The following is a 22,472-nucleotide window of genomic DNA, read 5'->3' as shown; positions in this document are numbered from 1 at the left end:
ACCCCGACCCAAGTGTGTCGGTCATCGTGGATGGTCGCGCGCATCCGCATCGGCAAAACGTGCCCTGCCCCTACCCGCACAAGATCGCGAGCGCAAGATCGATCGTTCCGTTTCACTGATTTAAGTAGATCTACTGTAGTCTTTACTCTCGCTGATACGACAGTGACCTCTATTTCTCCTCCTTGTGTCCTCATTTGCTCGTACAAAGCGGCCTCCCCTATCCGTTGTCCAACTCGTGTGTTGCGAGCGAAATTCTGGTTGCTCCCTGCCATGTTGCTCTCACTCCGTTTCGTTTTACAGGGGCCTTGAGCGATCCGATCAGGACACAACAAAAACCCCCGCTTCTAATTGAAGAGGGGGTAGCATTTATAGCTCCACACCTCTTATCTGTCAGACCATCACAGTCTGCTGGATTTAGCACCATACCGCTTGTGTCGGTACACAAGCGAGGTTGCCGGGCTTCAAAGGGCCAGTCCCTCCGCCACTCTCGATAAGAGATAAACTATTCGGTTAGAAAAAGATTTTCTATATCGTACTATGCGAATCGTTCGTTGTCAATTTTCTCTTTTATTCGGCTGCGTTCAATCCGGAGACGACGACCGATTCCGCACCGTCCATCCCAAAAGAGGTATGCAAGACGCGCACTGCGTCATGCGCCCGCGCTTTCTCGATGACGCAAGAGACTTTGATCTCCGAAGTCGAGACCATCTTGATTTCGATGCCCGCGTCGGCCAACGCGCCGAACATCTGAGCCGCGACGCCTGGGTTGGAGATCATTCCTGCCCCGACGATCGACACCTTGGCCAGATCTTCTTCCAGTTCAAAATCTGCGCCGCCAAACTCTGGTCCCAACGCTTTTAACACCGGGAGCGCTCTGCTCAGATCATCGTGATCGATCGTAAAGGAGATGTCCGAAACGCCTTCATGTGCGACCGAAGTGACGATGATGTCCACGTTGACAGACGACTCGGCTAGCGATTGAAAAATTCTATGCATGTTGCCAAGACGACTTTTCACCCCTACGAGCGAAACCTTTACCACATTCATGTCGTGGGCGATCCCACGGACGATCATTCCCTGTTCCATCTGAGCTTCCTCCTCGACCAGCGTCCCGATGTTTTTCGTAAAGCTTGAACGCACCATCAGCGGCACGTGATATTGTTTCGCAAATTCTACTGCGCGCGGGTGTAGCACACCTGCGCCGAGGTTGGCAAGTTCCAGCATTTCATCGTACGAGATGCGATCCAGTTTCTTCGCCGCTGGCACCGTGCGCGGGTCGGTCGTATATACGCCGTCCACGTCGGTGTAAATTTCACACAGATCAGCGCCGAGCGCTGCTGCCAGCGCCACAGCCGTCGTATCTGAGCCACCTCGCCCGAGCGTCGTGATGTCGCCCTGATCGCTCATGCCTTGGAAGCCTGCAACGATCACCACGCGACCTTGTTCAACTTCACGGCGAATGCGCGCCGGATCGATCCCCGTGATCCGCGCCTTGCTATGCACTCCTTCGGTGCGAATGCCAGCCATGCCTCCGGTCAGCGAGACGCTGTGAAGACCTAAGTTCTGTACTGCCATCGCAAGCAGTGCGGACGAAATCTGCTCACCTGTGGTGAGCAACATATCCATCTCGCGTGCTGACGGGTTATCCGACAGCTTACCAGCCAGTTCGATCAGTTCATCGGTGGTATCGCCCATCGCGGAGACGACGACTACCACTCCCTGTCCCGATTGCGCCGTTTCTGCCACGCGGCTCGCCACGCGCTTGATGCGCTCGGGATTGGCGACCGAAGAGCCACCAAATTTTTGTACGATCAATGCCACTGTTTCTCCACTCCCATCTTAAATTTTCGAGCACTTCAGTCTCACATGACGGAGGGTCACGAAAATAAAAAACAGCCAGTAGAAGGATGAGCTTCTATGGCTGCGCATAGTCGTGGCGATCCCCTCTCTCCCCAAATGTGAGATAGTCCTCCACACAGGTGGTGGGCCCCTCCTGTGTGACAGTCCTGCACCTGTTCGATGCAGACCCAGCCGTGAGCAACCCGAAAAGCGGCCCAAGCTTCGGCGATGATCCCTTTCCCAATCGGTTCCCAGAGCTTTCGGGCTCTCCCCGCGGTACTGATGATGCAACGCGCCTCTACTCACCTCATAAGAGATGAGATGGTGATATTGAACTGCCGATTATTCTAACACAGCGTTTACACTTGCGCAAGATAGGCCAAAATCTCTTTGGCCAGTTTATCTCCGATCCCAATTTTGCGGAATTCCTCGACGGGAGCTGCTTTGATCGCCGGAAGCGATCCGAAATGCTTGAGCAGTTCTTTGCGCCGCTTTTCTCCGACGCCTGGAATGTCGTCGAGGATGGAGCGGATCGCATTTTTCCCATGCTGTTGTCGGTGGAACGAGATCGCAAAGCGATGCACTTCCTCCTGCACGCGGGTCAGCAGATAGAACGCCTGCGAACTGCGATCGATCGCCACAGGAGTCGGATCACTGCCAAGGAACAGCTGTGAGGTGCGGTGCTTTTCATCTTTAGCCAGTCCGCAGACTGGAATGTCGAGGCCGAGTTCATCTTCGAGCACTTCCAGTGCGGCATTAATATGCCCTTTACCGCCGTCGATGACGATCAGATCGGGCAGTGGAGCGCTTTCTTTGAGCAGTCGAGTATAGCGGCGGCGCACCACTTCTTGCATCGATGCATAGTCGTTCGGACCTTCCACCGTCTTGATCTTATATTTGCGGTACTCCTTTTTATTCGGACGGCCATCATCAAACACGATCATCGCCGCCACCGCATCGGTACCTTGGATATTCGAGTTGTCAAACGCTTCGATCCTGCGCGGAGTCGGGATCATCATCAGTTCGCCCAGCTCTTCGATCGCTTTGACGGTACGGCTCGTATCGCGCTCCATCAGTTTAAAGCGTTCTTCCAACGCGATTTTGGCGTTTTCGTTCGCCATGTCCACCAATTGCTTTTTCGGACCGCGCTGCGGGAAGCGGACTTTGACCGATGTCAGCCACTGGCCGATCAGCTCTGCCGCTTCCCCTTCATGCGGCAACAGAATCTCTTTGGGCAGGTCGTTGTTGTCGAGGTAGAACTGGGTGACATAAGTCAGGAAGTCTTCCAACTCTTCGCCGTGATAGTGGAAAATTTCTGTCCCGCGCTCGATCAGTTTGCCAGCGCGCATATAAAAAACCTGCACGCACATGTACTCTTTGTTCGCGTAAAAACCAAATACATCGCGGTCTTCCTTGTCGTGCAACTCGACCTTTTGCTTCTCCATCACCCGATCGATCTGGGATATCTGGTCACGTAGTTCTTTGGCGCGCTCAAAGTTGAGAGCTTCTGCTTCCTGCATCATCTTTTCTTGCAGATTCTTTTTGATCTCTTCGTGGCCGCCGTTTAGAAATTTGGTGATCTCTTTGATCATGCCCGCATATGTCGCTTGCTCAACAGGAAATTCACATGGGGCAACGCATTGGTTGATATGATAATACAGGCATACTTTGTCTTTTAGCGTTTTGCATTTGCGCAGTGGATAGAGGCGGTCAAGCAACTTTTTCGTCTCGGTCGCGGCACTCGCATTCGGGTACGGACCAAAATATTTCCCTTTGTCCTTTTCAACGCGCCGTGTGATCTCCAAGCGTGGATGTTCGCCGCCTGTGATCTTGAGATACGGATACGTCTTGTCATCTTTTAAGTTGATGTTGTAGATCGGCAGATGCTTTTTGATCAAAGTGCCTTCCAACACCAGCGCTTCGACCTCGGTGTTGGTGACAATATATTCAAAATCGGCGATGTTCGAGACAAGCAGTTGTGTCTTGCCGGAATGCGCTCCGTTAAAGTAAGAGCGAACGCGGTTTTTCAACACTTTGGCTTTCCCGACGTAGATGATGTCGCCGTTTGCATGTTTCATCAGATACACGCCCGGTTTATCTGGCAGAAGTTTCAATTTTTCACGAATCTGCTCGCGAGTTTCCATGGACCTCCCCCTTCTTTCATCTTTTCATGATACCACAAAAAAAGCACCGCCTGCGCGCGATGCTTACAGATGAGGCTTGATCGTGTCAAGCAACGCTTTTTTCGATTGGAAGCCGTGGATCTTCTCGACCGGCTTGCCATTTTTAAAGAGCACGAGCATCGGAATGCTCATCACTTGGAATCGGCTGGCGAGCTGTCCATACTCTTCCACATTGACTTTTATGATCGAAAGCTTCCCTTTCAATTCCCGGCCTAGTTCATCGAGAACGGGTGCCAGCATCCGACACGGGCCGCACCAAGGCGCCCAAAAATCCACTAATACCGTTCCTCGTGCGATGAATTCGTTAAAGTTCGAGTCGGTGGCATTTTGAATCGCCATGAGGATTCCCCCATCTTTGCAAAATCTGCTGATACCTGACTATATGTAGTCGTACATCATCATACCACTTCTGGCAGCGAACGAAAAATCCCTGCCCACGATTAAGGGGCAAGGATTTTTTTCTTCACCTTCTGTTCAGCCCGCCGTTTGATCTGTAACACATCGTCAGGTGTGATCAGCCGTTCAAACGAGCGGAACGCCGCCAGTTGAAAACCGTGCTTGCGAGCGAGCGCATCGATTTCCCGCACCTGCTCGATCTGAATGGTACGCCCAAGCGTGAAGCACTCAAAGCGATTTTCTAAGGCGAGCAGCATCGTCTCGGCCATGCAGGCGTAGACGATGCCGTGCGGAAGGCCGAACGAAAACGGTTTGCCTCCCCATCCGCCTGGCACTTCGACAAGGCCGCCTTCGATGACCAGCACATCGTCGCGCTCCACTGCGACCCGTCTGGAAACATCGCGAGGACGCGCCACATCGCAGACCACCGCCCCAGGCTTCAAATCTTCTGGATGGATCAACTCTTCCGCCGCTGAAGAGACGGCGAGGATGATGTCCGCTTCCCGCACCGCCTCGCGCAAATCGGTCTGAATGTCAGCAAGCACAGCAGATTCTGAAAAAATATATCCGGCCAAGTCTTCCAACTTCTCCTCATCACGCGCCGACAAGATCAAACGTCCTACAGATGCAGCCATCATCCGCGCACAGACGGCGCCGATCGACCCAGTCGCTCCCACCACACAAAGGTTGGCACGGCCAAGATCAATCCCCATCAGCGAGGCAGCTTGGCAGGTCGCTTGGATCGCTGTGGCCACCGTATACGAGTTGCCTGTTGTCACCGGGATCGACAGCTGGCGTGCCACCGAGATGCCCGCATCCCCGACCACCGCGGTCAGCGCGCCAAGGCCGATGATCTGCGCCCCTTGACGCTCCGCCTTTTTGCAGGCGGCGATGATTTTTCGAAGCACAAAGGGCAACGGCAGGTCGAGCAGTTGGCGGGAGGTGAGCGTGGTTGCCACCAGCCAGCCTTCGGTACTCGCGCGCCCGGTGTCGATGTTTTGCATGTGCTGAGCGCTGATCGGCGGCGCATGTTTCATAAACGATTCCACCCATTCGCTCGACATGCGATCGACCAGCGGAAACTTGCGCGCTAAATCACTCGTGTCAAAAGGGTGAATGACGAAACCGAACTTTCCCATTTAGTGAAACCCCGTTTCACAGCGCGACTTGATGGCGCGAAGCATCGCTTCCCCATTTTGCCGCAATTTGAGCGAAGCCACCGGGTTGAGCAACGTGGAGAGCATCGGTACGCCAAAATCAAAATCGACCGTCAGCGTCACTTTGCATTGCCCGTCCGCTTCCTCGACGCGCCATTCACCTTCGAACTGCTTCAAATCACCCGTCACTTGACGGTAGGTGATGCGGTAATTGCTTTGATCAAACTCATCGCGCTCCAACCAGCGAAAATTCATTCCGGAAATCGATGTATCCCACGAGGTCATCGTCCACCCCTCGCCTTTATCAACGACTTCCAACCGGTTCAACGAAGGCATGAAGCGCGGATAGGATTCCATGTCGGAGATCAGTCCGTACACGCGGTTCCGATCCCCTGTGATCAGTGCGGTCACTTCCACACTTGGCATGTCTACTCACCCCATTCTTACGAGATGTGCAACTGTTGCTGTCCTGCTTGCAACGCCGCTTCCAATACGCTCACCACGCGCTCAAGCTCGTGCTGTTCAATCGTCAGCGGAGGCTCGATCCGCGTGACGCTCAAGTTGTTCAAGGCGAAGGCGGTCAGGACGCCACCCCCGATCATTTCGCTCAAAATCAGCCCGCCCAGCGCATCTGACGTAAATTCCAATCCGATCAAAAGGCCGATGCCGCGCACCTCTTGAATCGTGCCCGGATAGCGCTCTTGCAAACTGCGTAGCTTGGTCAAGAGGAACTCGCCTTTCCAAGCCGCCTGTTCTTCCAATCTGTCGGACACGAGCACATCGATCGCCGCATTCGCCGCCGCACAAGCAAGCGGATTGCCACCAAATGTGGAGGTATGCAAAAGCGGCGCCGATTCGTACTTCGCATAGAGATGTGGCCTTGCGACTACCGCCCCGATCGGCATCACCCCTCCGCCCAGCGCTTTGGCTAAACACAGGATGTCGGGGACGACCCCTTCATGCTGCACGGCAAACCGTTTCCCAGTGCGCCCCAAGCCGGTCTGCACTTCATCTGCGATCAAAAGGGCACCTGTCGCGTCGCAGACGTCCCGCACCTGCTGGAGATAGCCTGGCGGAGGAAGCACGACGCCCGCTTCCCCTTGCACCGGCTCCAGGATCACCGCGGCCGTCTCTTGGTCGACCAGTTGCCCAAGCAGGTCAGCATCGCCAAACGGCACGTGTAAAAAACCATCGAGGAGCGGCTGAAACGGGTCACGGTACATCTCGTTGCCCGAAGCGGACAATGCACCGAACGTCTTGCCATGAAATCCGCCCAGCGCCGCGACTATTTTGGTACGCCCCGTTGCGAGGCGTGCCAATTTCAGCGCCGCTTCGACAGCCTCGGCCCCTGAGTTGCAAAAGAAGCTGTACTGCAGATCACCCGGCGTGATCTTCGCTAACTTTTCAGCCAGATCGGCCATCGGTTTTGAGAGCAGCACTTTGCTCGCAAGCGGCATGCGATGAAGTTGTGCGGTCACCGCTTCAAGAATTCTTTGGTTACGATGCCCAAAGGAAAATGTACCATACCCACCGACACAGTCAATATAGGTGGTGCCGTCCGTAGTGCGCACGCGAGAGCCGTGCGCCTCATCTTCCACATGGGCAAGACCCATCACGCGCAGCAGACGAGCCAGACCGGGATTGATAAATTGTTCGTACTGTTCGATCACACGATCGTTCATCCGTTTCCCTCCATTTATTTGCGAGTGTCATCCTGCGGATGTAATATTTTCGGACGTTTGCTGTTCCATTCGACCGGAGAGCGAAACAGCACATGCACGAGCGCGTTCCAATTAAAGGGCAGGAGCGGCCAAAAATAAGGCGTGTCTAAAGACTTAGTTCGCACGAGCAGAACCAGCCAGAGCACCACGCCCACCAGAAACCCGTAGAAGCCGAAGATCCCGGTGAGCACGAGCAGCCCGAGGCGAACCAGCTGGTTGGCGAGCGACAGTTCGTAACTCGGAGTGGCAAACGTGCCAATCGCCGCAATCGAGGTGAACAGGATCACTTCTCTTGTGAAAAATCCGATCTCAATCGCCACCTGACCGACCATCAATGCGGCGACCAGCCCGAGTGCAGAGCCGAGCGGATTGGGCGTGTGGATGGCAGCCATGCGCAACAGGGCGAGACCAATTTCGGCAAACATCATCTGCCAAAAGATCGTGATCGCTAGGCTCTTCTCAGGAATCGTAAACATAAAGAAACTCGGCATAAACGATTTGTTCATCACCAACGCCATCCACAGCGGGGTCAGCAGGATCGAACAGAGGATGGCCAGAAAGCGCAGCCAGCGCACATAGACGCCGCTGATCGGCTTTTGACGGAACTCCTCGGCATGTTGTACATGGTGGAAAAAAGTGGTCGGGGTGATCATGACACTAGGAGAAGTGTCCACATAGATCAGCACGTGGCCTTCCAAAAGGTGCACCGCCGCCACGTCTGGACGCTCCGTATAGCGCACCATCGGGTATGGGTTCCAATTCTTCCCGAACATCAGCTCTTCGACCGTTTTTTCGGCCATCGGCAGACCGTCAATCTTGATCTCTTGCAGTTTGTTTTTGATCAGCGTGACGAGATCAGGATTGGCAACATCTTCGATATAGGAGACGACGATATCCGTTTTCGAACGCTTGCCGACCTGAACATATTCCATGCGCAGACCAGGGTCACGAACGCGGCGGCGAGTCAAGGAGGTATTGAAGATCATCGTCTCGACAAAACCATCGCGGGAGCCGCGCACGACACGCTCCAGATCGGGTTCGGCCGGGCCGCGGGCCGGATAGGTTCGAGCATCGATCGAGATCGCTTTGGTTTCTCCATCGATCAGAAAGACGAGCGGACCTGACAGGACGGCCGTTTTGACCGCTTCGAGGTCTTCTACAATTTCAACTTCGAGATAACCGACCTGTGTTTCCAGCAGTTTTTTGATCGTGTCGCTGGTCAGCATTTCTTTGTCGAGCAAGGCCAGATGTTCCATGATCCGATTCATGATGTCGTCTTTGGCAAAACCGTCCACAAAATACAAAGCAAATTTCTTTCCGCCGTACTCCAACTCGCGGCAGAGCATATCGAAACTTTTTTTCACGCCGAGCTCTTGGTTCAAAATCGCAATATTTTGCTGAAGATCGGCGCTGACGGCGCGCTTTGGTGAAGCTTCGACTATGTCAAGCACAGGTCGCACCTCCTTTTTCAACCTTCCAATACCAGCCAGTATGAACCTTGGATGAAGTGGTTCAAACATGGAAATGCTACATTACGAAATTGGAGGTGCAGATGATGGAAAAGAAAGGCATACGCAATTGGTTCCGCAGCAACAAAGAGTTGGAGTATGTGCAATCGATCCAGAACACGTTGGTGCCAGAGGAATTTCCGGAAGGTCCATATGGGGCTACCGTTTACAACGACCAACCGTTAGGAAAATCCAGCCCTTGGGAACCTGGTCAGCACACCAACAATCGCTATGTTGATGAAAATCCAGCCTTTAGCGACACGCTCGCCCATCCCGAAAGCGCCGAACTCCCCGATCTGTAACTTAGGAAAAGCCCAGCTCTTCCTCACAGAATTGGGCTTTCAAAAAACAGCATCTATGCACGCAAAAAGCTCTGTCAGCCTGACAGAGCTTTTTGCGTGCATATGTTATTTTTTCAGTTTTGCTTTGAGTGCTTCCAGCTCAGCGTCGATGTCGGACGTATTCTTTTTCTCCAACTCCGCAAATTCGCGATCGAGCGATTTGCTGCCCGACATCTCAGTCGACGCTTCGGCTTCCGCTTCCAGTTGGAGGACTCTGTCTTCCATCCGCGAGAAGCCGCTCGCTGCATTGTTGCTGCCAAGGCCAGAAAGGGTCTGGTTGATCTGCTTTTGCGCTTTGGCCGCTTCGGCGCGCGCTTTCAATGTGTCGCGCTTGTTCTTCATCTCGCCCAGTTGATCTTTCATCTCGCCGAGTTTGCCGCGCAGATTGTCGGCCGTCAACTTGGCACCATCGTATTGCACTTTGAAGTCGGCCGCTTTTTCTGACATCGCTTTTTTGTCGATCAGCGCACGGCGCGCCAAGTCTTCGTTGCCCGCTTCCAACGCTTGCAAAGCTTGTGCTTCACGCTTCTCGGCCAGTTCTTTCGCTTCTTGATATTGTTGCTGAAGTTTCTTCTCTAAAGCGATCTGCTTCGCCACCGCAGATTCTGCATCTTGAATGTCTTCTTCCATGTCACGCAGATATTGATCGAGCATCTTTACCGGATCTTCCGCTTTGTCTAACAGCGAGTTGATGTTAGCCAAAGTCAAATCACGCAGTCGTTTAAAAAGGGCCATCTATTTCTACCTCCTAAGAGTGTGGATCACAGCATTTGCATAGTAGTACGTGTGAACAGCACACTTGGTTTCACTCTTCTTACAATATTTTTCACTTGCAACGGCCATGCCTGAGCGAAAAAAGCATCTCTGCACGATCGCAGAGATGCTTTTCATTCGTTGGCTCAATCTTCTAAGGTGGACAGGTCGCCCGTAGGCAAGCCCAGTTCCCACGCTTTCAGCACACGGCGCATGATCTTGCCGGAGCGAGTCTTCGGAAGTTTATCACGGAATTCGATTTCGCGAGGAGCAGCATGTGCAGCCAATCCTTTTTTCACAAAATCGCGGATCTCTTCGATCAACTGCTCAGACGGCTCATAGCCTTCGCGCAGTGCGATAAACGCTTTGATGATCTCACCGCGCAGCGGATCGGGCTTCCCGATCACGCCCGCTTCGGCGATCGCCGGGTGCTCCACCAGCTTCGATTCGACTTCAAACGGCCCGACGCGCTCACCTGATGTGTTGATCACATCGTCGATGCGGCCTTGGAACCAAAAGTAACCGTCCTCATCCCGATAAGCCGAATCGCCGGAGATATACCACGGCTGCAAGCGGAAATACTCTTCATATTTCGCCGGGTTGTTCCAAATTCGACGCATCATCGACGGCCACGGCGCTCGAATCGCCAAGTTGCCCATCGTGTTGGCTGGCAGCTCGTTCCCTGAATCATCGACGATCGCCGCATAGATGCCTGGGAACGGTTTGCCCATCGAACCTGGTTTCATCGGCAGAGACGGGTAGTTGGAGATCATCTGGCCGCCCGTCTCCGTCATCCACCAGTTGTCATGAATCCGTTTGCCGTATACTTTTAAGCCCCAGCGCACCACTTCCGCATTCAGCGGCTCGCCGACAGAGAGGATATGGCGGACAGCAGACAGGTCATATTTTTTCACCAACTCATCGCCCGCGCCCATCAACATGCGAAACGCGGTCGGAGCCGAGTACCAGACCGAGACCTGATAGCGCTGGAGCGTACCGTACCAGTCGTCAGGCGAAAAGCGCCCACCGCGAATCACATTGGTCACGCCGTGCAGCCACGGTCCCCAGATGCCATATGCGGTACCTGTGACCCAGCCAGGGTCGGCGGTACACCAATACACGTCACCACGTCTCAGATCGAGCACCCATTTTGCGGTCTGGAAATGCTGAATCATCGCATTATGTACATGCAGCACACCTTTGGGCTTCCCAGTCGAACCTGACGTATAGTGCAGGACGAGTCCATCCTCGCGGTCCATCCACTCGATCTCCAACTGATCGGAAGCTTCCTGCATCTCTTGGTGAAAATCGATCTCATGATCGGCTTGCTCCCCTTCCGCACCGACCAAAAACACGTGCTTCAAAGCGGGCAGTTCCTGCACGCGCACGCGATCTTTCAACTTCGGCGTGGTGATGATCGCCACCGCTTCCGCATCTTCGAGACGGTCTTTGACCGCCGCTTCCATGAACGCTTCAAACAGCGGGCCAACAATTGCCCCGATCTTCACAGCACCAAGCAGTGCCGCATACAGTTCTGGCGAGCGCGGCATGAATATAAAGACGCGATCCCCTTTGTTCACACCATATTTTTTCAACACGTTGCCAAATTTGTTCGACAACGCTTTCAAGTCTGCAAATGTATAACGCTCATCACGGACAGGATCGCTGTAATACAAGGCGATGTCATCGCCGCGACCATTCTCGACATGGCGGTCAATCGCTTCATAGGCAGCGTTGACTTTCCCGGTCGTATACCAGCTAAATTCCTTCTCCACCTCTTGCCAATCGAACGACGCGTACGCTTCCTCATAATCCTGCAAATTGTATTCTTTCGCCAACACTTCAATCAGCTCATTGGTTTGCGCGTCAGACATACTCCGGTGCCTCCTTAGTATCCGAAATATTCTAAATTCTACCCACTCCACATTGTAGCACAGCTTAACTAAGTGCCACAACGAATAGTTTTCCTCTTTCTAGTAGATTCTATGTTCGTTTCGACAAAAAATTATCAGAACTGAAGCTCCCTGTTTCTTTGTATAATGTAAACATCAATGGAGGTGAATCCGTCCATGGAACATCCCAAATCCTATTTTGTAACCGAACTGTCCACAGCAGGCGGCGACCTGATCATCGAAGGTCCTGTGGCTCCCGAACTGCTGTCCGCCTACGAGTTTCACGAAGGACTGACCGCCTTTCGCATCCCCGATAAACAAAAGCAGGCGCTGGTGGAGATCGCCGGACTGCCGGAAGGGCGAATCATCATCGCCCGGCATGATCGGACGATCGTAGGGTATGTCACCTACCTATATCCCGATCCGATGGAGCGCTGGGCGGAGGCGCAGATGGATAATTTGATCGAGTTGGGCGCGATTGAAGTGGCTGCACCTTACCGCAGCGGCAGCGTCGCCAAAACGCTGCTCGACATCTCTTTTCGCGATGACGCGATGAACGATTATCTGGTGATTTCGACCGAGTATTACTGGCACTGGGACTTGGAGAGCACAGGGCTTTCGGTCTGGGCGTATAAAGAAGTGATGAAAAAGATAATGGGCTCTGTCGGCATGGAGATGTTCGCCACCGACGACCCGGAGATCACCTCACATCCTGCCAACATGCTGATGGCTCGGATCGGGTCGCGGGTCGATCTCGATTCGATCGAAAAATTTAACGAGGTTCGCTTTCGGAACCGCTTCTTCTACTAAACGAGGGGGATGCAGCTATGCTCGTCGAACAGATCATGACACGCGAAGTGGTGACACTTTCGCCAGACAACACACTGCAGGAAGCGCTCGACCTTTCACACCACCACCGTCTTCGCCATCTGCCGGTGGTCCAAGATGGCTTACTGGTCGGCTTGATCTCCGACCGCGATCTGCGCGCCGCCGCGCCTTCCACGCTGGAACAAGCGGAAAGCGACCAGATCTTGCACGATATCCGGGTCGAACAGTTGATGATCAAAGACGTGATCACCGCCCATCCGCTCGATTTTGTGGAAGATGCGGCCGCGCAAATTTACAAGCACTCCGTCGGCTGTCTGCCCGTCGTTTCGCAGGGCAAATTGACTGGCATCGTCACCGAGCGCGACATTCTGCGCAACTTGGTGGAGATGATGGGAGTCAACGCTCCGACCTCCCGCATCGAAGTGGAAGTGCCCGACAAAACGGGGATGCTCGCCAACATCTCCGATCTGCTGCGCGCCCGCCGGATCAACACCTCCGCTGTGATGGTCTTTCCCAGTGCGAAAGAAGGCTACAGGACGATCGTCTTCCGCATCCGCACGATGGACCCGCGCCGCTTCATCCAAGACATCGAAGCGGCCGGTTATCGTGTTGTCGGACACCCGAGCATGATGACAGACGGCGAGGTGTAGCCATGGTTGCGAATGGAAAAAGCGCGTTTATCTACAGCGACGCGTTTACCAAATACAAATTTGCAGAGGAACATCCCTTCAACCCGAAGCGTTTGGAGATGACGCTCGATCTGATCAAGACGATCGGCTTCCTAGATGCCGATCAGATCATCACACCTCGCATGGCGACGCAAGAAGAACTGGCTCGCGTCCACGATACGCGCTATCTCGATGCGGTGCAGGCCGCTTCGCAACCTCAAGCCAACCCGGACGATTTTGCCACGTGGGGCCTTGGCACGGAAGATACGCCGATCTTCGCCGGAATGCATGAGGCCACGTCGCTGATCGCAGGCGGTACCCTGCTCGCCGCCGATCTCGTTATGTCCGGGCAGTACCGATACGCCCTGAACATGGCAGGCGGACTCCATCACGCACGGCGGGCGGAGGCATCCGGCTTCTGCGTCTACAACGACATCGCCGTCGCCATCGCCCACGTGCGTGAAAAGTATGGAGCCCGCGTCGCTTACATAGACACCGATGCGCATCACGGAGATGGCGTCCAGTGGATCTTCTATGAAGACCCGGACGTGCTGACCATCTCGCTGCACGAGACGGGGAAATACCTCTACCCAGGCACGGGAGAGATTATCGAGCGCGGGGAAGGACGCGGCTACGGCTATGCGGTCAACGTACCGTTGGAAGCGTTTACAGAGGACGACTCGTGGATGAATGCGGTGCGCTCGGTGATCATCCCGACGATTCAAAAATTCGCCCCTGACATCATCTTCCATCAGAACGGTTGTGACGCGCACACGTATGACCCGCTGACCCATCTGTCTGCGAGCACACACATCTACCGCGAGATGCCGAAAATCACGCGCCTACTAGCCGAGGAAATGTGCGACGGACGCCTTGTCGCCGTCGGCGGAGGCGGTTATGACATCTGGCGCGTCGTACCGCGGGCATGGACGATGCTCTGGGCCGAACTGAACGGCAATGAATTGCCGGAGCGCCTGCCTAAAGCTTGGCTGGAACGTTGGCAGTTGGAAGCGTCAACCGCCCTGCCCGAGTTTTTTCTCGATCCACCAGGCAGTTTCGAGGCGATCCCACGCCGGGCCGAGATTGAAGAAAAAAATGAAATCATGGTGCGACGCGTACTGAATGGCACTCCTTTCTTATATTGACACCCCGAAATTAACGGCCTGCTGATGATTAATTTCGTAATCTTATCAGAAGGCCGTTTTTGTTTGCAGGATATTTTACACTGTTATCGAAATGGGCTTTATGCAAGCGATTGGGGGGTCTTGCAAGTGTTGCTTGATTATTTATTATTTGCCATTCTTACGTATGCTGCCTACAACATGTATTACTATGTACCGGTTGGCGATCGCGGCAATTTTCGCGAGGACGGGCATACCATCTGTTGGATTGCCGCTTCTCTGGTCGGCGGATGGCCAGTGTTGCTGTTTTCCGTCGCCATCTTGTTGATTTTGTACACGGTAGAAATGCTGAAAAACGGCCTGCCGTACAAACCGCAAAATTTACTCTTGTTCGTCATTCAGGCGGTGACGATCTATGAAGTGTCACATCTGCTGACCGAAGATGTGTTTTCCTTGTACAATCCGCTGGGGATCTTTCCCGCGATGTTTCTGACGCTTTGCATCACCCAGTTAGTCACCGTCGCGATCTCGTCCTGGCTGTTTCGCGTTTCATTGCGCGTCGGCGGCTGGAAACGGAAATTGTTAAAATTCAATCTGATCGACTCGTTGTACTTGAGCCTTTATTTTGTCTCTTCCGCTTATATCGAAACGCTTGAGATCGACACCATGCAAAGCCTCTTGATGAACGGAACGATCATGTGTGCTTTGCTTGGGCTCTATTACTGGCGCACCGTCGGCATTTTGCAGACACAGCGGGTGCAAGCCAAAATCCTCGAAGTTGAGGCGCTCAACCTGCAGATCACGCAAGCCAACCAGCAGGTGCTGCTCGCCTTCGCCTCAGCTTTGGAGAAGCGTGACCCGTACACGGCCGGACACTCGGAGCGCGTAGCAACTTATGCTGTGCAGATCGGCCGTGAACTCGGATTGTCGGAGAAAGACCTCGGCATCATCCGCCTGGGCGGACTCCTGCACGACATCGGCAAAATCGGCATCCCAGACTCCGTGTTGATCAAACCGGGGAAACTGACAGCCGAAGAATATGACGTGATGAAACAGCATCCGGTGATCGGCGAAGAACTCCTGCGTGGAGCGACACTCGATGACCTTAACGCGGAAGAACGCGAGAAGATGTTGGAGATTGTGCTCTCCCATCACGAACGCCCCGATGGACGCGGTTATCCGCACGGGCTGGTCGGGGCGGAAATTCCGCTATTCGCCAAGCTGACGGCCGTAGCTGACGCGTTCGATGCGATGACGAGCAACCGGGCTTACCGCAGTGCCATGCCGATCGAAAAAGCGGCCAGCATCCTCGTCGAAGGGTGTGACACGCAGTTTTGGACTCCGGCGGTAAAAGCTTTTTTGAAAACGCTGGGGCAGGAAGCCCTGATGGAAGCCGCTCCGACCCGTACCGCAAAGGAATCGTAAAAATGCACCTGACCTTCGTTGTCAGGTGCATTTTTCTTATTCGTTTGCCACTCGTCACGGATTGCGCACGCCAAGCGCTTCATCAAAGTTCTGTAACAAGCTTTCCAGCGTGTTGGGACCGACGATCCCATCGACGACGAGGTCTTTGTCCGCTTGGAACGAACGGATCGCCGCAGCTGTGTTCGGGCCGTACAGCCCGTCGAGATCCCCTTTGTAGTAACCCAGCGCCTGCAACATGCGCTGCACTTCGATCACATCGTTGCCATACGGTACGCCGATGCGCAGGATGCGGGAGGTCTCGACTTTGCCCGTGATCTTGACCAGCGTGCCGAGCGGCACCATCTCGTACAACTCCTCCACATCTTTGTTATACATTCGCACACAGCCGTGAGACACCGCTTTGCCGATCGAATAAGGATTGTCCGTGCCATGGATGCCATAGCCCCCAAATGGGATGGACAGTCGCATCCAGCGCGTGCCAAACGGCCCGCCGGGATTGAGCACCTTTTGCGTGATCTTCCAATCGCCAAGCGGAGTCGGCGTGGTGATCGTGCCGACGGCGACCGAGTACGTTTTGATCAGGTGGGCCGATTTGTATAAGTAAAGCACGAAGCGCTCCGTGTCAATCTGTATGCGATACTCCCCTATCGATGCTACTTTCAACGGAACGCCCGACTCACTGCCACCGAGCGCCGACCACGTCTCAGGTCCGACCACTCCATCCTGATGCAAGTTTTGCAACTCCTGAAAGCGGCGCACCGCATCGAGCGTCATCGGTCCATATACGCCGTCGGGCGCGTCATACGTCAGCCCGAGTTCCACGAGCCGCTCCTGCAAAAACAGCACATCCGGGCCGCGCATATAGGGGCTGACGAGCCGCAAAGACCGCGACGCGTAGATCATCTGATTCTCCCCCTTTGGTTGTCGCTACTCAACTCCGTACTACACTATGCCCAGCCTCAGCACCTCATGCCAGTCATGCATACTCCTTCCGGCATAGGGAACATTTTAAAGGAACCCAGTATGCGGCATACCTGCAAGTGAAAGGAGATTCAACCATGGCACAAAGCGCCACCCTTACCGCTTCTACCCCCACTCCCAAAGGCAGCGCAACGGTGAAATTTTTCTTCTACAGCGCTCTGTTTTACTTGCTGGCCAGCATGGTGATGGGCTTGATTGTCGCGATCAAATCGGTCAATCCAGACTTTCTGACCGGCTCCCGCTTTCTTCAAGAATTCCTCCAGTATGGCCGTATGCGCCCAACACACGTCAACACCGCCGTGATCGGCTGGCAGACCACCGCCTTTTTTGGCATCATGCTGTACGGTGTTCCGGTGCTCTGCAAAACGCAGCTCTACAGTGAAAAACTCGGCCTGTTCACAGCAACCTACTGGAACCTGAACTACTTGTTTGGAGCAGGCTCGATCCTCGCAGGTTACCAGACAGGTGTCGAGTATGGGGAAATGCCGCTGCTCTTTGACATCGGTGTCGTCATCTGTGTCGCATGTATGTTCTGGAATCTCTTTCAGACCGTCGTGCGCCGTAAGGAGCGCATGCTGTACGTTTCGATCTGGTATTGGATTGCGTCTGTGATGTTCCTCGCCATCGTCTACATCGTTGGCAACATCCCAGCGGGTTGGGTCGGCTCCGGCACCGCCCAGATGTCCTATTACTATTTTTACATGCACAACATCATCGGGTTGTGGGTCACTGTTGTCGGCGTCGGCACCTTGTACTACCTGTTGCCGAAACTGACCCAGCGCCCGATCTACTCGCACAAATTGTCCTTGATCGGCTTCTGGACGATCGCTGCGTTTTATGTCTGGAACGGGCCGCATCATCTGATCAACGGGCCGATTCCCATGTGGCTGATGAAAGCGGGCATCATCCCCTCGCTGTTGCTGTTGATCCCCGTTTGGTCGGTGCTCGCCAACGTGATCGGGACGATGAAGGGCGTCTGGTACAAAGTTTCACACAATGTACCTTTGAAATTGCTGATGACAGGCGCCCTGTTTTACGGGCTGGCCTGCATTCAAGGGCCGTTTCAAGCGCTGATGGGTCCGCACGCGATTCTGCACTTTACCTACTGGACGATCGGCCATGCGCACATGCCCTTGTTCGGTGGCTTCTCGCTGATTCAGTTTGCCGCCTTTTACTACATCCTGCCCCGCGTCACCTATCGCCACATCTACTCGCGGGCCATGATGAATTGGCACTATTGGCTGTCGGTGCTCGGGTTTATCATCTTTGGATTTGCGATGTGGACAGCTGGCATCATTCAGGGCTTTGAGTGGATGGACGGCAAGCAGATGGGCGCATCGTTTGTCGAGTTGATGGAGTCGCTGCACATCTTCCTGATCTCGCGAGCTGTCGGCGGAACCTTGATGTTCCTCGGTCAGATCATCTTTGTATGGAACGTGTACCGTTCGGTGACGGCAGGTCGTCAAGTGACGGCTGACGATGAGATCTTCATGAAGACATCCTAAGAAATCGAGGTGAGCCCACATGGCAAACGATGCGGAGAAGAATCCCGCCATTTTGCTGTTCGGAGCTGCCGGACTGGTGTTGATGGGGGTCATCGGCACGCTTGTCCTCCCCTATTTTGATGAAGGGATCGTGACCCCGACCCAAACGGCCAAGCTGCGCAACTACCCGTCCGATTCGGCCGAAGCCCGCGGACGTCACGTCTATGTTCGCGAAGGCTGTCTCTACTGCCACTCCCAACAGGTGCGCCCGGTGCGTGCAGACTCCAAGCTCGGACCGCCTTCGCTGCCAGGAGATTACTATTACGACGCCCCCGTCGTCACCTCCACACAGCGCTTTGGTCCCGATCTGATGTGGGTTGGCCAGCGCTACTCTGCCGACTGGCAACATGCCCATCTGCTCAACCCGCAGCAGATTGGGGGACCGGGATCGATCATGCCCAAATACAACTATTTGAGCCAACAGGACCGCGACGACCTGGTCGCCTATCTGCTCAGCTTAAAGCGCGCGCCAGAAACGAAAGACTGAGCCTATCGAAAAGGAGGGAACCGTTGAGATGAACAGCGCTGCCTGGCTCTTGACTGCTGTCTGCCTGTCGATGACAGGCGGGGCAGGACTTTTGATCTGGTGGTCCTATCGGGACGGGCAATTTGACGATGTGGAAGGCATCAAATACCGGATGTTACAAGAAGACGTCGTGCAAGACGAGTATTGATCTTGAGAAAGGAGGAGCACGCAGATGGCAGACTCGCGCGATCCAAAAGATCAGACTGGAAAATTTGCGGAGGACCCAGACAGACAAACTCCCCAAACGCCCGCGCCTACCCCGCAGGCGCAAGACTTCCTGAGCGAGGAAGAGGTCGAGACGCACAAAGACAATGGACACTATGAGGTCGTCTCCGATATCAAAGTGGGACATGCCAAAGTCCCTACGTTTTTAAAGTTCGTCTATGCCATACTTGCTGTCTGGGCCTTGTACTATGCGTTGTTCGCCAAGCCGATCGAAGATCAGATGCAGGCCGCTCCTGCCACGGAACCGTCAGTAGAAGTTGGTGCCGACGCGTTCGCCACCTCCTGTGCCGCCTGCCACAACACCACTGCGGAGCGCAAAATCGGGCCAGGTCTTGCCGGAGCGTATGAACGACTTGGTGATGATGGGCTCAAAGAGGTGTTGCACAATGGTCGCCCGGACAAAGGGATGCCTGCACCACCAAGTCTTGGCTTGGACGACAAACAGGTGGAGTCGCTCTTTCTCTACATCAAAACGTTAAAGTGAGGTGAACGGGATGGCACAGCACGTGTTCGGTTTGTTCGAAACGCAAGAAGCCGCACGGTCGGTGATCGGTGCGCTGTCCCCCTTTGTGTCGCAGGACAAAGTCTCAGCAATCACCAAATCGGACCAGTTGCCCGACTATGTGGAAAAGCAATATGAGACGGACAATGTGGTCGATGGGACGTTGATCGGAGCGGGGATCGGAGCGGTCCTTGGCCTCACCGCCGGATTTGCCAGCGCGATGTATCCAGCGGCTGGCAACCTGCTGATCACGCTCGGTCCGTTGGCAGGCGCCTTTTACGGCTCGTGGAGCGGCGGGGTGGTCGGCGGCCTCGTCGATCTCGGCATCTCCCCGCCCCATGCTGAGCATTACCACGATCAAGTAGCCAACGGTAAAATACTGCTCACCGCCGAAGTGAGCGAGGAGCATCTACAGACTGTCGAGCAGCTCTTTCAAGATCACGGAGCAGACGCGGTGCTCGTGCGCTAGCTCGTCTGAGCCATTGCCAAGCATTGATCAGAGTGGTACGTTAGAAGCGATTCTGACATAAAGGACGATGCTGATGACGTACCGCACCCTCAAAATGTTCAGTGTGCTCGTCCCAACTTTTTTGATCGGCGGCTTCGAGTACATCCGGCATGAATGCCTGCTCCATGTGTTGTCGATGGAGCGGGGCAACTTTTATATCACGGTCCTCACCTTGCTGTTATCGTTTCTCTTCGCCACTTGGATGTTCCGCAAACTGGAACACATCACCGCCCGTCTCGCGGAAGAACAGGCCAAACGAGCCGTCTACGAAGAACGGGAGCGCTTGGCCCAAGAATTGCACGACGGCATCGCCCAGACCCTTTTTTTCCTGAACGTCAAGTTGAAAAAAGGGAAGCTGGACGAGGCGAGTGCAGCCGTCTCCACGATCGACCAGCAGGTGCGCCAAGCGATTTTCAACTTGCGCTCCCTGCCCGAAGAAGGGGCCTCGCTGCGCCTGCGTTTACAAAGATGGCTCGACGAGTTTACAACGCTGACCGGTATCGACGTCACTGCACAGCTCGACTTGCCTGACGAATATTTTTCGGCGGCAGAACAGGTGCAGCTGTTTGGCATCATTCAGGAGGCGTTTGCCAACATCCGCAAACACTCTCGCGCTAGACACGTCCTGCTCACCTTGCAGGAGACCGATCAGGACGGCTGGCAACTGCTAATCAAAGATGACGGATGCGGGATCGAAGTGCTCGACGAAGCCCGCAAATCGTACGGTCTGACGATGATGGAAGAACGGGCCCAGAAGCTCGGGGCTGCGTTTGACATTTCCCGGCCTGAAGACGGCGGAACACAACTTACGTTTACGTCTTGCGAGAGGAGGCCGAGGCGATGAACAAATACCGTGTGCTGATCGCTGACGATCATCCGTTGTCCCGCGATGCCGTGCGCACCTTGCTCGACGGCGAAGACCCTTTTGAACTGATCGGAGAAGCCAAAAACGGACTAGAAGCGGTCGAGCTTTGTGCAACGCTTGCCCCCGACCTGGTGTTGATGGACATCCATATGCCGAAGTTGAACGGTTTGGAAGCGACGCGCCTGATCAAAAAGTCGAACAGCTCCGTCAAGATCGTCATGCTGACCGTGTCAGACGATGTGGCCGACCTGTTCACAGCCATTCAATACGGGGCACAGGGCTATCTGTTGAAAAACCTTGACCCCGACGACTGGATGCACTACCTGCACGCACTGCTCGACGAAACTGGCGAGATTCCCCGGGAAATTGCTGGCCGACTCATGCACGGCTTCCGTACTGAAAAAGCGCCTGATGACCCATCTCCTGCCCTGCTGACAGGTCGCGAGCGGGAAATTCTGGCCTGTGTGGCGGGCGGCGACACGAACAAACAGGTCGCCGAACGGCTGGTGATCGCAGAAAATACGGTGAAGAACCATATCAAGAACATCCTCGACAAATTAAACCTCGACAATCGCGTACAACTTGCCGCTTATGCGGTGAGACACGGATTTCAACGAGAAAAGCCATGATCGATGAAAAGATCATGGCTTTTTTGTCTATACTGCATCTGTTCACTCTAGATTGAGAATTACGATAGTAAAAGTTGAAACAAACCGTCGCTCACACCGACACCGTACATGTAATACACGCCAAACACGGTAGAAACCCCTCCGGTCACGCGAATCAACAGCGTATGAAAACGCGGTTTGCTTTGTGAGGCGATAAACGGGATCGAGATCACCGATGTGAACAGCAACATACTCAGCACGGTACCCAAGCCGAAGACCAAGATGAACGACATCGCTTGCCAGATCGAATCCACCGTTTCAAGCGTCAGCAACATCATCGCAGCACTGCCAGCAAGACCATGGATAAAACCGATGACGACCGATTTCAGATAGGAAATGCGAGGATGTTGGTGGTCATGAGTTGCCATGTGTTGATGTGCATGAAAATGATTGTGTTCCTCGTCTCCGTGCACATGCGTATGGGCATGTACCTTCTTTTTGCCAAACTTGAACAGGGCGTTCAATCCCAAATATACCAGCATGATGCCGACACAAAACTCAAGTGACATCGCCAACGTTTCCGGAATTTCATTTTTGACAAGCATCAGGAGCAGGCCGACCACAAACAAGGTCGCCGTGTGCCCAATGCCCCAGAACACTCCGGCAAGCGATGCCCGCCACAGTTTCTTGCTTTGCGAGGCGATGGTCGAAACGGCGATCACATGATCCGGTTCGATCGCATGCTTCATCCCGAGCAAAAAACCAAATGCGAGAACTGACAGCATTCCTATTTCCATCTACTCACCTCTTTCGGTTTCATTTTCCATCGAACCGCCCTTTCCGTCAACCTAAATGTTCACAAAGTCGGGGCAGGCGTTCAC

The 22,472-nt window shown here is 54.2% G+C and carries 23 protein-coding genes and 2 riboswitches; of the genes, 12 read left to right on the top strand and 11 right to left on the bottom strand.

The features are described 5' to 3' along the window. Nucleotides 1-380 precede the first annotated feature (380 nt). Nucleotides 381-497: riboswitch (SAM riboswitch) on the bottom strand. A gap of 70 nt (nt 498-567) precedes the next feature. The 7 genes from CIG75_RS07720 to CIG75_RS07690 all read right to left on the bottom strand — a co-directional run bounded on the left by CIG75_RS07720 (nt 568) and on the right by CIG75_RS07690 (nt 8,747). After that, nucleotides 568-1,821: an aspartate kinase gene (locus tag CIG75_RS07720; protein WP_094236129.1), complete on the bottom strand. Its 1,254-nt coding sequence runs from the start codon at nt 1,819-1,821 to the stop codon at nt 568-570. Between the two features lie 135 nt (nt 1,822-1,956). Continuing rightward, nucleotides 1,957-2,148: riboswitch (Lysine riboswitch) on the bottom strand. 50 nt (nt 2,149-2,198) lie between these two features. Continuing rightward, a complete protein-coding gene (gene uvrC / locus CIG75_RS07715) occupies nt 2,199-3,983 on the bottom strand; it encodes an excinuclease ABC subunit UvrC (protein WP_094236128.1) in 1,785 nt (594 codons plus the stop codon). Between the two features lie 63 nt (nt 3,984-4,046). Beyond that, on the bottom strand, nt 4,047-4,361 hold the full coding sequence (gene trxA / locus CIG75_RS07710; RefSeq protein ID WP_094236127.1) for a thioredoxin: 315 nt from the start codon (nt 4,359-4,361) through the stop codon (nt 4,047-4,049). Between the two features lie 101 nt (nt 4,362-4,462). Further along, entirely contained in the window at nt 4,463-5,557 is a 1,095-nt protein-coding gene (locus CIG75_RS07705) for a shikimate dehydrogenase (RefSeq protein ID WP_094236126.1), read from the bottom strand. Beyond that, nucleotides 5,558-6,001, bottom strand: a complete 444-nt coding sequence (locus CIG75_RS07700; RefSeq protein WP_094236125.1) for a type II toxin-antitoxin system RatA family toxin — start codon at nt 5,999-6,001, stop codon at nt 5,558-5,560. It abuts the gene before it with no gap. 17 nt (nt 6,002-6,018) lie between these two features. Beyond that, a complete protein-coding gene (locus tag CIG75_RS07695) occupies nt 6,019-7,257 on the bottom strand; it encodes an aminotransferase class III-fold pyridoxal phosphate-dependent enzyme (RefSeq protein WP_094236124.1) in 1,239 nt (412 codons plus the stop codon). Nucleotides 7,258-7,271: 14 nt separating this feature from the next. Beyond that, nucleotides 7,272-8,747, bottom strand: a complete 1,476-nt coding sequence (locus tag CIG75_RS07690; RefSeq protein WP_407701275.1) for a spore germination protein — start codon at nt 8,745-8,747, stop codon at nt 7,272-7,274. Between the two features lie 101 nt (nt 8,748-8,848). Between CIG75_RS07690 and CIG75_RS07685 the strand changes: the two genes are divergently transcribed. Then, nucleotides 8,849-9,106, top strand: a complete 258-nt coding sequence (locus CIG75_RS07685; RefSeq protein ID WP_157729444.1) for a hypothetical protein — start codon at nt 8,849-8,851, stop codon at nt 9,104-9,106. A gap of 105 nt (nt 9,107-9,211) precedes the next feature. On the opposite strand, the gene CIG75_RS07680 is transcribed toward CIG75_RS07685, so the two are convergent. After that, complete coding sequence (locus CIG75_RS07680; protein ID WP_094236121.1) at nt 9,212-9,880, bottom strand: PspA/IM30 family protein; 669 nt, start codon at nt 9,878-9,880, stop codon at nt 9,212-9,214. 164 nt (nt 9,881-10,044) lie between these two features. After that, the gene (gene acsA, locus CIG75_RS07675; protein WP_094236120.1) at nt 10,045-11,772 is read right to left on the bottom strand and encodes an acetate--CoA ligase; all 1,728 of its coding nucleotides are present in this window, start codon (nt 11,770-11,772) and stop codon (nt 10,045-10,047) included. A 195-nt stretch (nt 11,773-11,967) separates the two neighbouring features. On the opposite strand from acsA, the gene CIG75_RS07670 reads away from it, so the two are divergent. From CIG75_RS07670 to CIG75_RS07655, 4 genes are all read left to right on the top strand, one after another. Next, the gene (locus tag CIG75_RS07670; protein WP_094236119.1) at nt 11,968-12,600 is read left to right on the top strand and encodes a GNAT family N-acetyltransferase; all 633 of its coding nucleotides are present in this window, start codon (nt 11,968-11,970) and stop codon (nt 12,598-12,600) included. 17 nt (nt 12,601-12,617) lie between these two features. Continuing rightward, nucleotides 12,618-13,268, top strand: coding sequence for a CBS and ACT domain-containing protein (locus CIG75_RS07665; RefSeq protein ID WP_094236118.1), 651 nt, complete (start codon nt 12,618-12,620; stop codon nt 13,266-13,268). 2 nt (nt 13,269-13,270) lie between these two features. Next, complete coding sequence (locus CIG75_RS07660; RefSeq protein ID WP_094236117.1) at nt 13,271-14,431, top strand: acetoin utilization protein AcuC; 1,161 nt, start codon at nt 13,271-13,273, stop codon at nt 14,429-14,431. Nucleotides 14,432-14,557: 126 nt separating this feature from the next. After that, nucleotides 14,558-15,832 carry an HD-GYP domain-containing protein gene (locus tag CIG75_RS07655; RefSeq protein WP_157729443.1) on the top strand — a complete coding sequence of 425 codons (1,275 nt, stop codon included), beginning with the start codon at nt 14,558-14,560 and terminating at the stop codon, nt 15,830-15,832. A gap of 54 nt (nt 15,833-15,886) precedes the next feature. On the opposite strand, the gene CIG75_RS07650 is transcribed toward CIG75_RS07655, so the two are convergent. Next, complete coding sequence (locus tag CIG75_RS07650; RefSeq protein WP_094236115.1) at nt 15,887-16,735, bottom strand: L,D-transpeptidase family protein; 849 nt, start codon at nt 16,733-16,735, stop codon at nt 15,887-15,889. Nucleotides 16,736-16,890: 155 nt separating this feature from the next. Between CIG75_RS07650 and CIG75_RS07645 the strand changes: the two genes are divergently transcribed. The 7 genes from CIG75_RS07645 (at nt 16,891) to CIG75_RS07615 (ending at nt 21,612) form a co-directional block, all read left to right on the top strand. After that, nucleotides 16,891-18,318 carry a cbb3-type cytochrome c oxidase subunit I gene (locus tag CIG75_RS07645; RefSeq protein WP_094236114.1) on the top strand — a complete coding sequence of 476 codons (1,428 nt, stop codon included), beginning with the start codon at nt 16,891-16,893 and terminating at the stop codon, nt 18,316-18,318. Between the two features lie 19 nt (nt 18,319-18,337). Next, nucleotides 18,338-18,844 carry a cbb3-type cytochrome c oxidase subunit II gene (locus CIG75_RS07640; RefSeq protein ID WP_094236113.1) on the top strand — a complete coding sequence of 169 codons (507 nt, stop codon included), beginning with the start codon at nt 18,338-18,340 and terminating at the stop codon, nt 18,842-18,844. A 28-nt stretch (nt 18,845-18,872) separates the two neighbouring features. Beyond that, nucleotides 18,873-19,031: a cbb3-type cytochrome oxidase assembly protein CcoS gene (gene ccoS / locus CIG75_RS07635; RefSeq protein ID WP_094236112.1), complete on the top strand. Its 159-nt coding sequence runs from the start codon at nt 18,873-18,875 to the stop codon at nt 19,029-19,031. A gap of 24 nt (nt 19,032-19,055) precedes the next feature. Beyond that, nucleotides 19,056-19,592, top strand: a complete 537-nt coding sequence (locus CIG75_RS07630) for a c-type cytochrome (protein WP_094236111.1) — start codon at nt 19,056-19,058, stop codon at nt 19,590-19,592. A 10-nt stretch (nt 19,593-19,602) separates the two neighbouring features. Next, complete coding sequence (locus CIG75_RS07625; RefSeq protein ID WP_094236110.1) at nt 19,603-20,079, top strand: hypothetical protein; 477 nt, start codon at nt 19,603-19,605, stop codon at nt 20,077-20,079. A 73-nt stretch (nt 20,080-20,152) separates the two neighbouring features. Then, nucleotides 20,153-20,962: a sensor histidine kinase gene (locus CIG75_RS07620; RefSeq protein WP_094236109.1), complete on the top strand. Its 810-nt coding sequence runs from the start codon at nt 20,153-20,155 to the stop codon at nt 20,960-20,962. Then, nucleotides 20,959-21,612: a response regulator gene (locus CIG75_RS07615; protein WP_094236108.1), complete on the top strand. Its 654-nt coding sequence runs from the start codon at nt 20,959-20,961 to the stop codon at nt 21,610-21,612. The genes CIG75_RS07620 and CIG75_RS07615 overlap by 4 nt, the downstream gene beginning before the upstream one ends. Nucleotides 21,613-21,671: 59 nt before the next feature. Here the strand turns inward: CIG75_RS07615 and CIG75_RS07610 are convergent, their stop codons facing one another. Next, complete coding sequence (locus tag CIG75_RS07610) at nt 21,672-22,388, bottom strand: urease accessory protein UreH domain-containing protein (protein WP_094236107.1); 717 nt, start codon at nt 22,386-22,388, stop codon at nt 21,672-21,674. Between the last annotated feature and the right edge of the window lie 84 nt (nt 22,389-22,472).

The organism is Tumebacillus algifaecis, assembly GCF_002243515.1.
In the GTDB taxonomy this organism is placed as follows: domain Bacteria; phylum Bacillota; class Bacilli; order Tumebacillales; family Tumebacillaceae; genus Tumebacillus_A; species Tumebacillus_A algifaecis.
The sequence above is the reverse complement of the archived record's forward strand: the minus strand, read 5'-3'. Positions and strand labels throughout refer to the sequence as shown.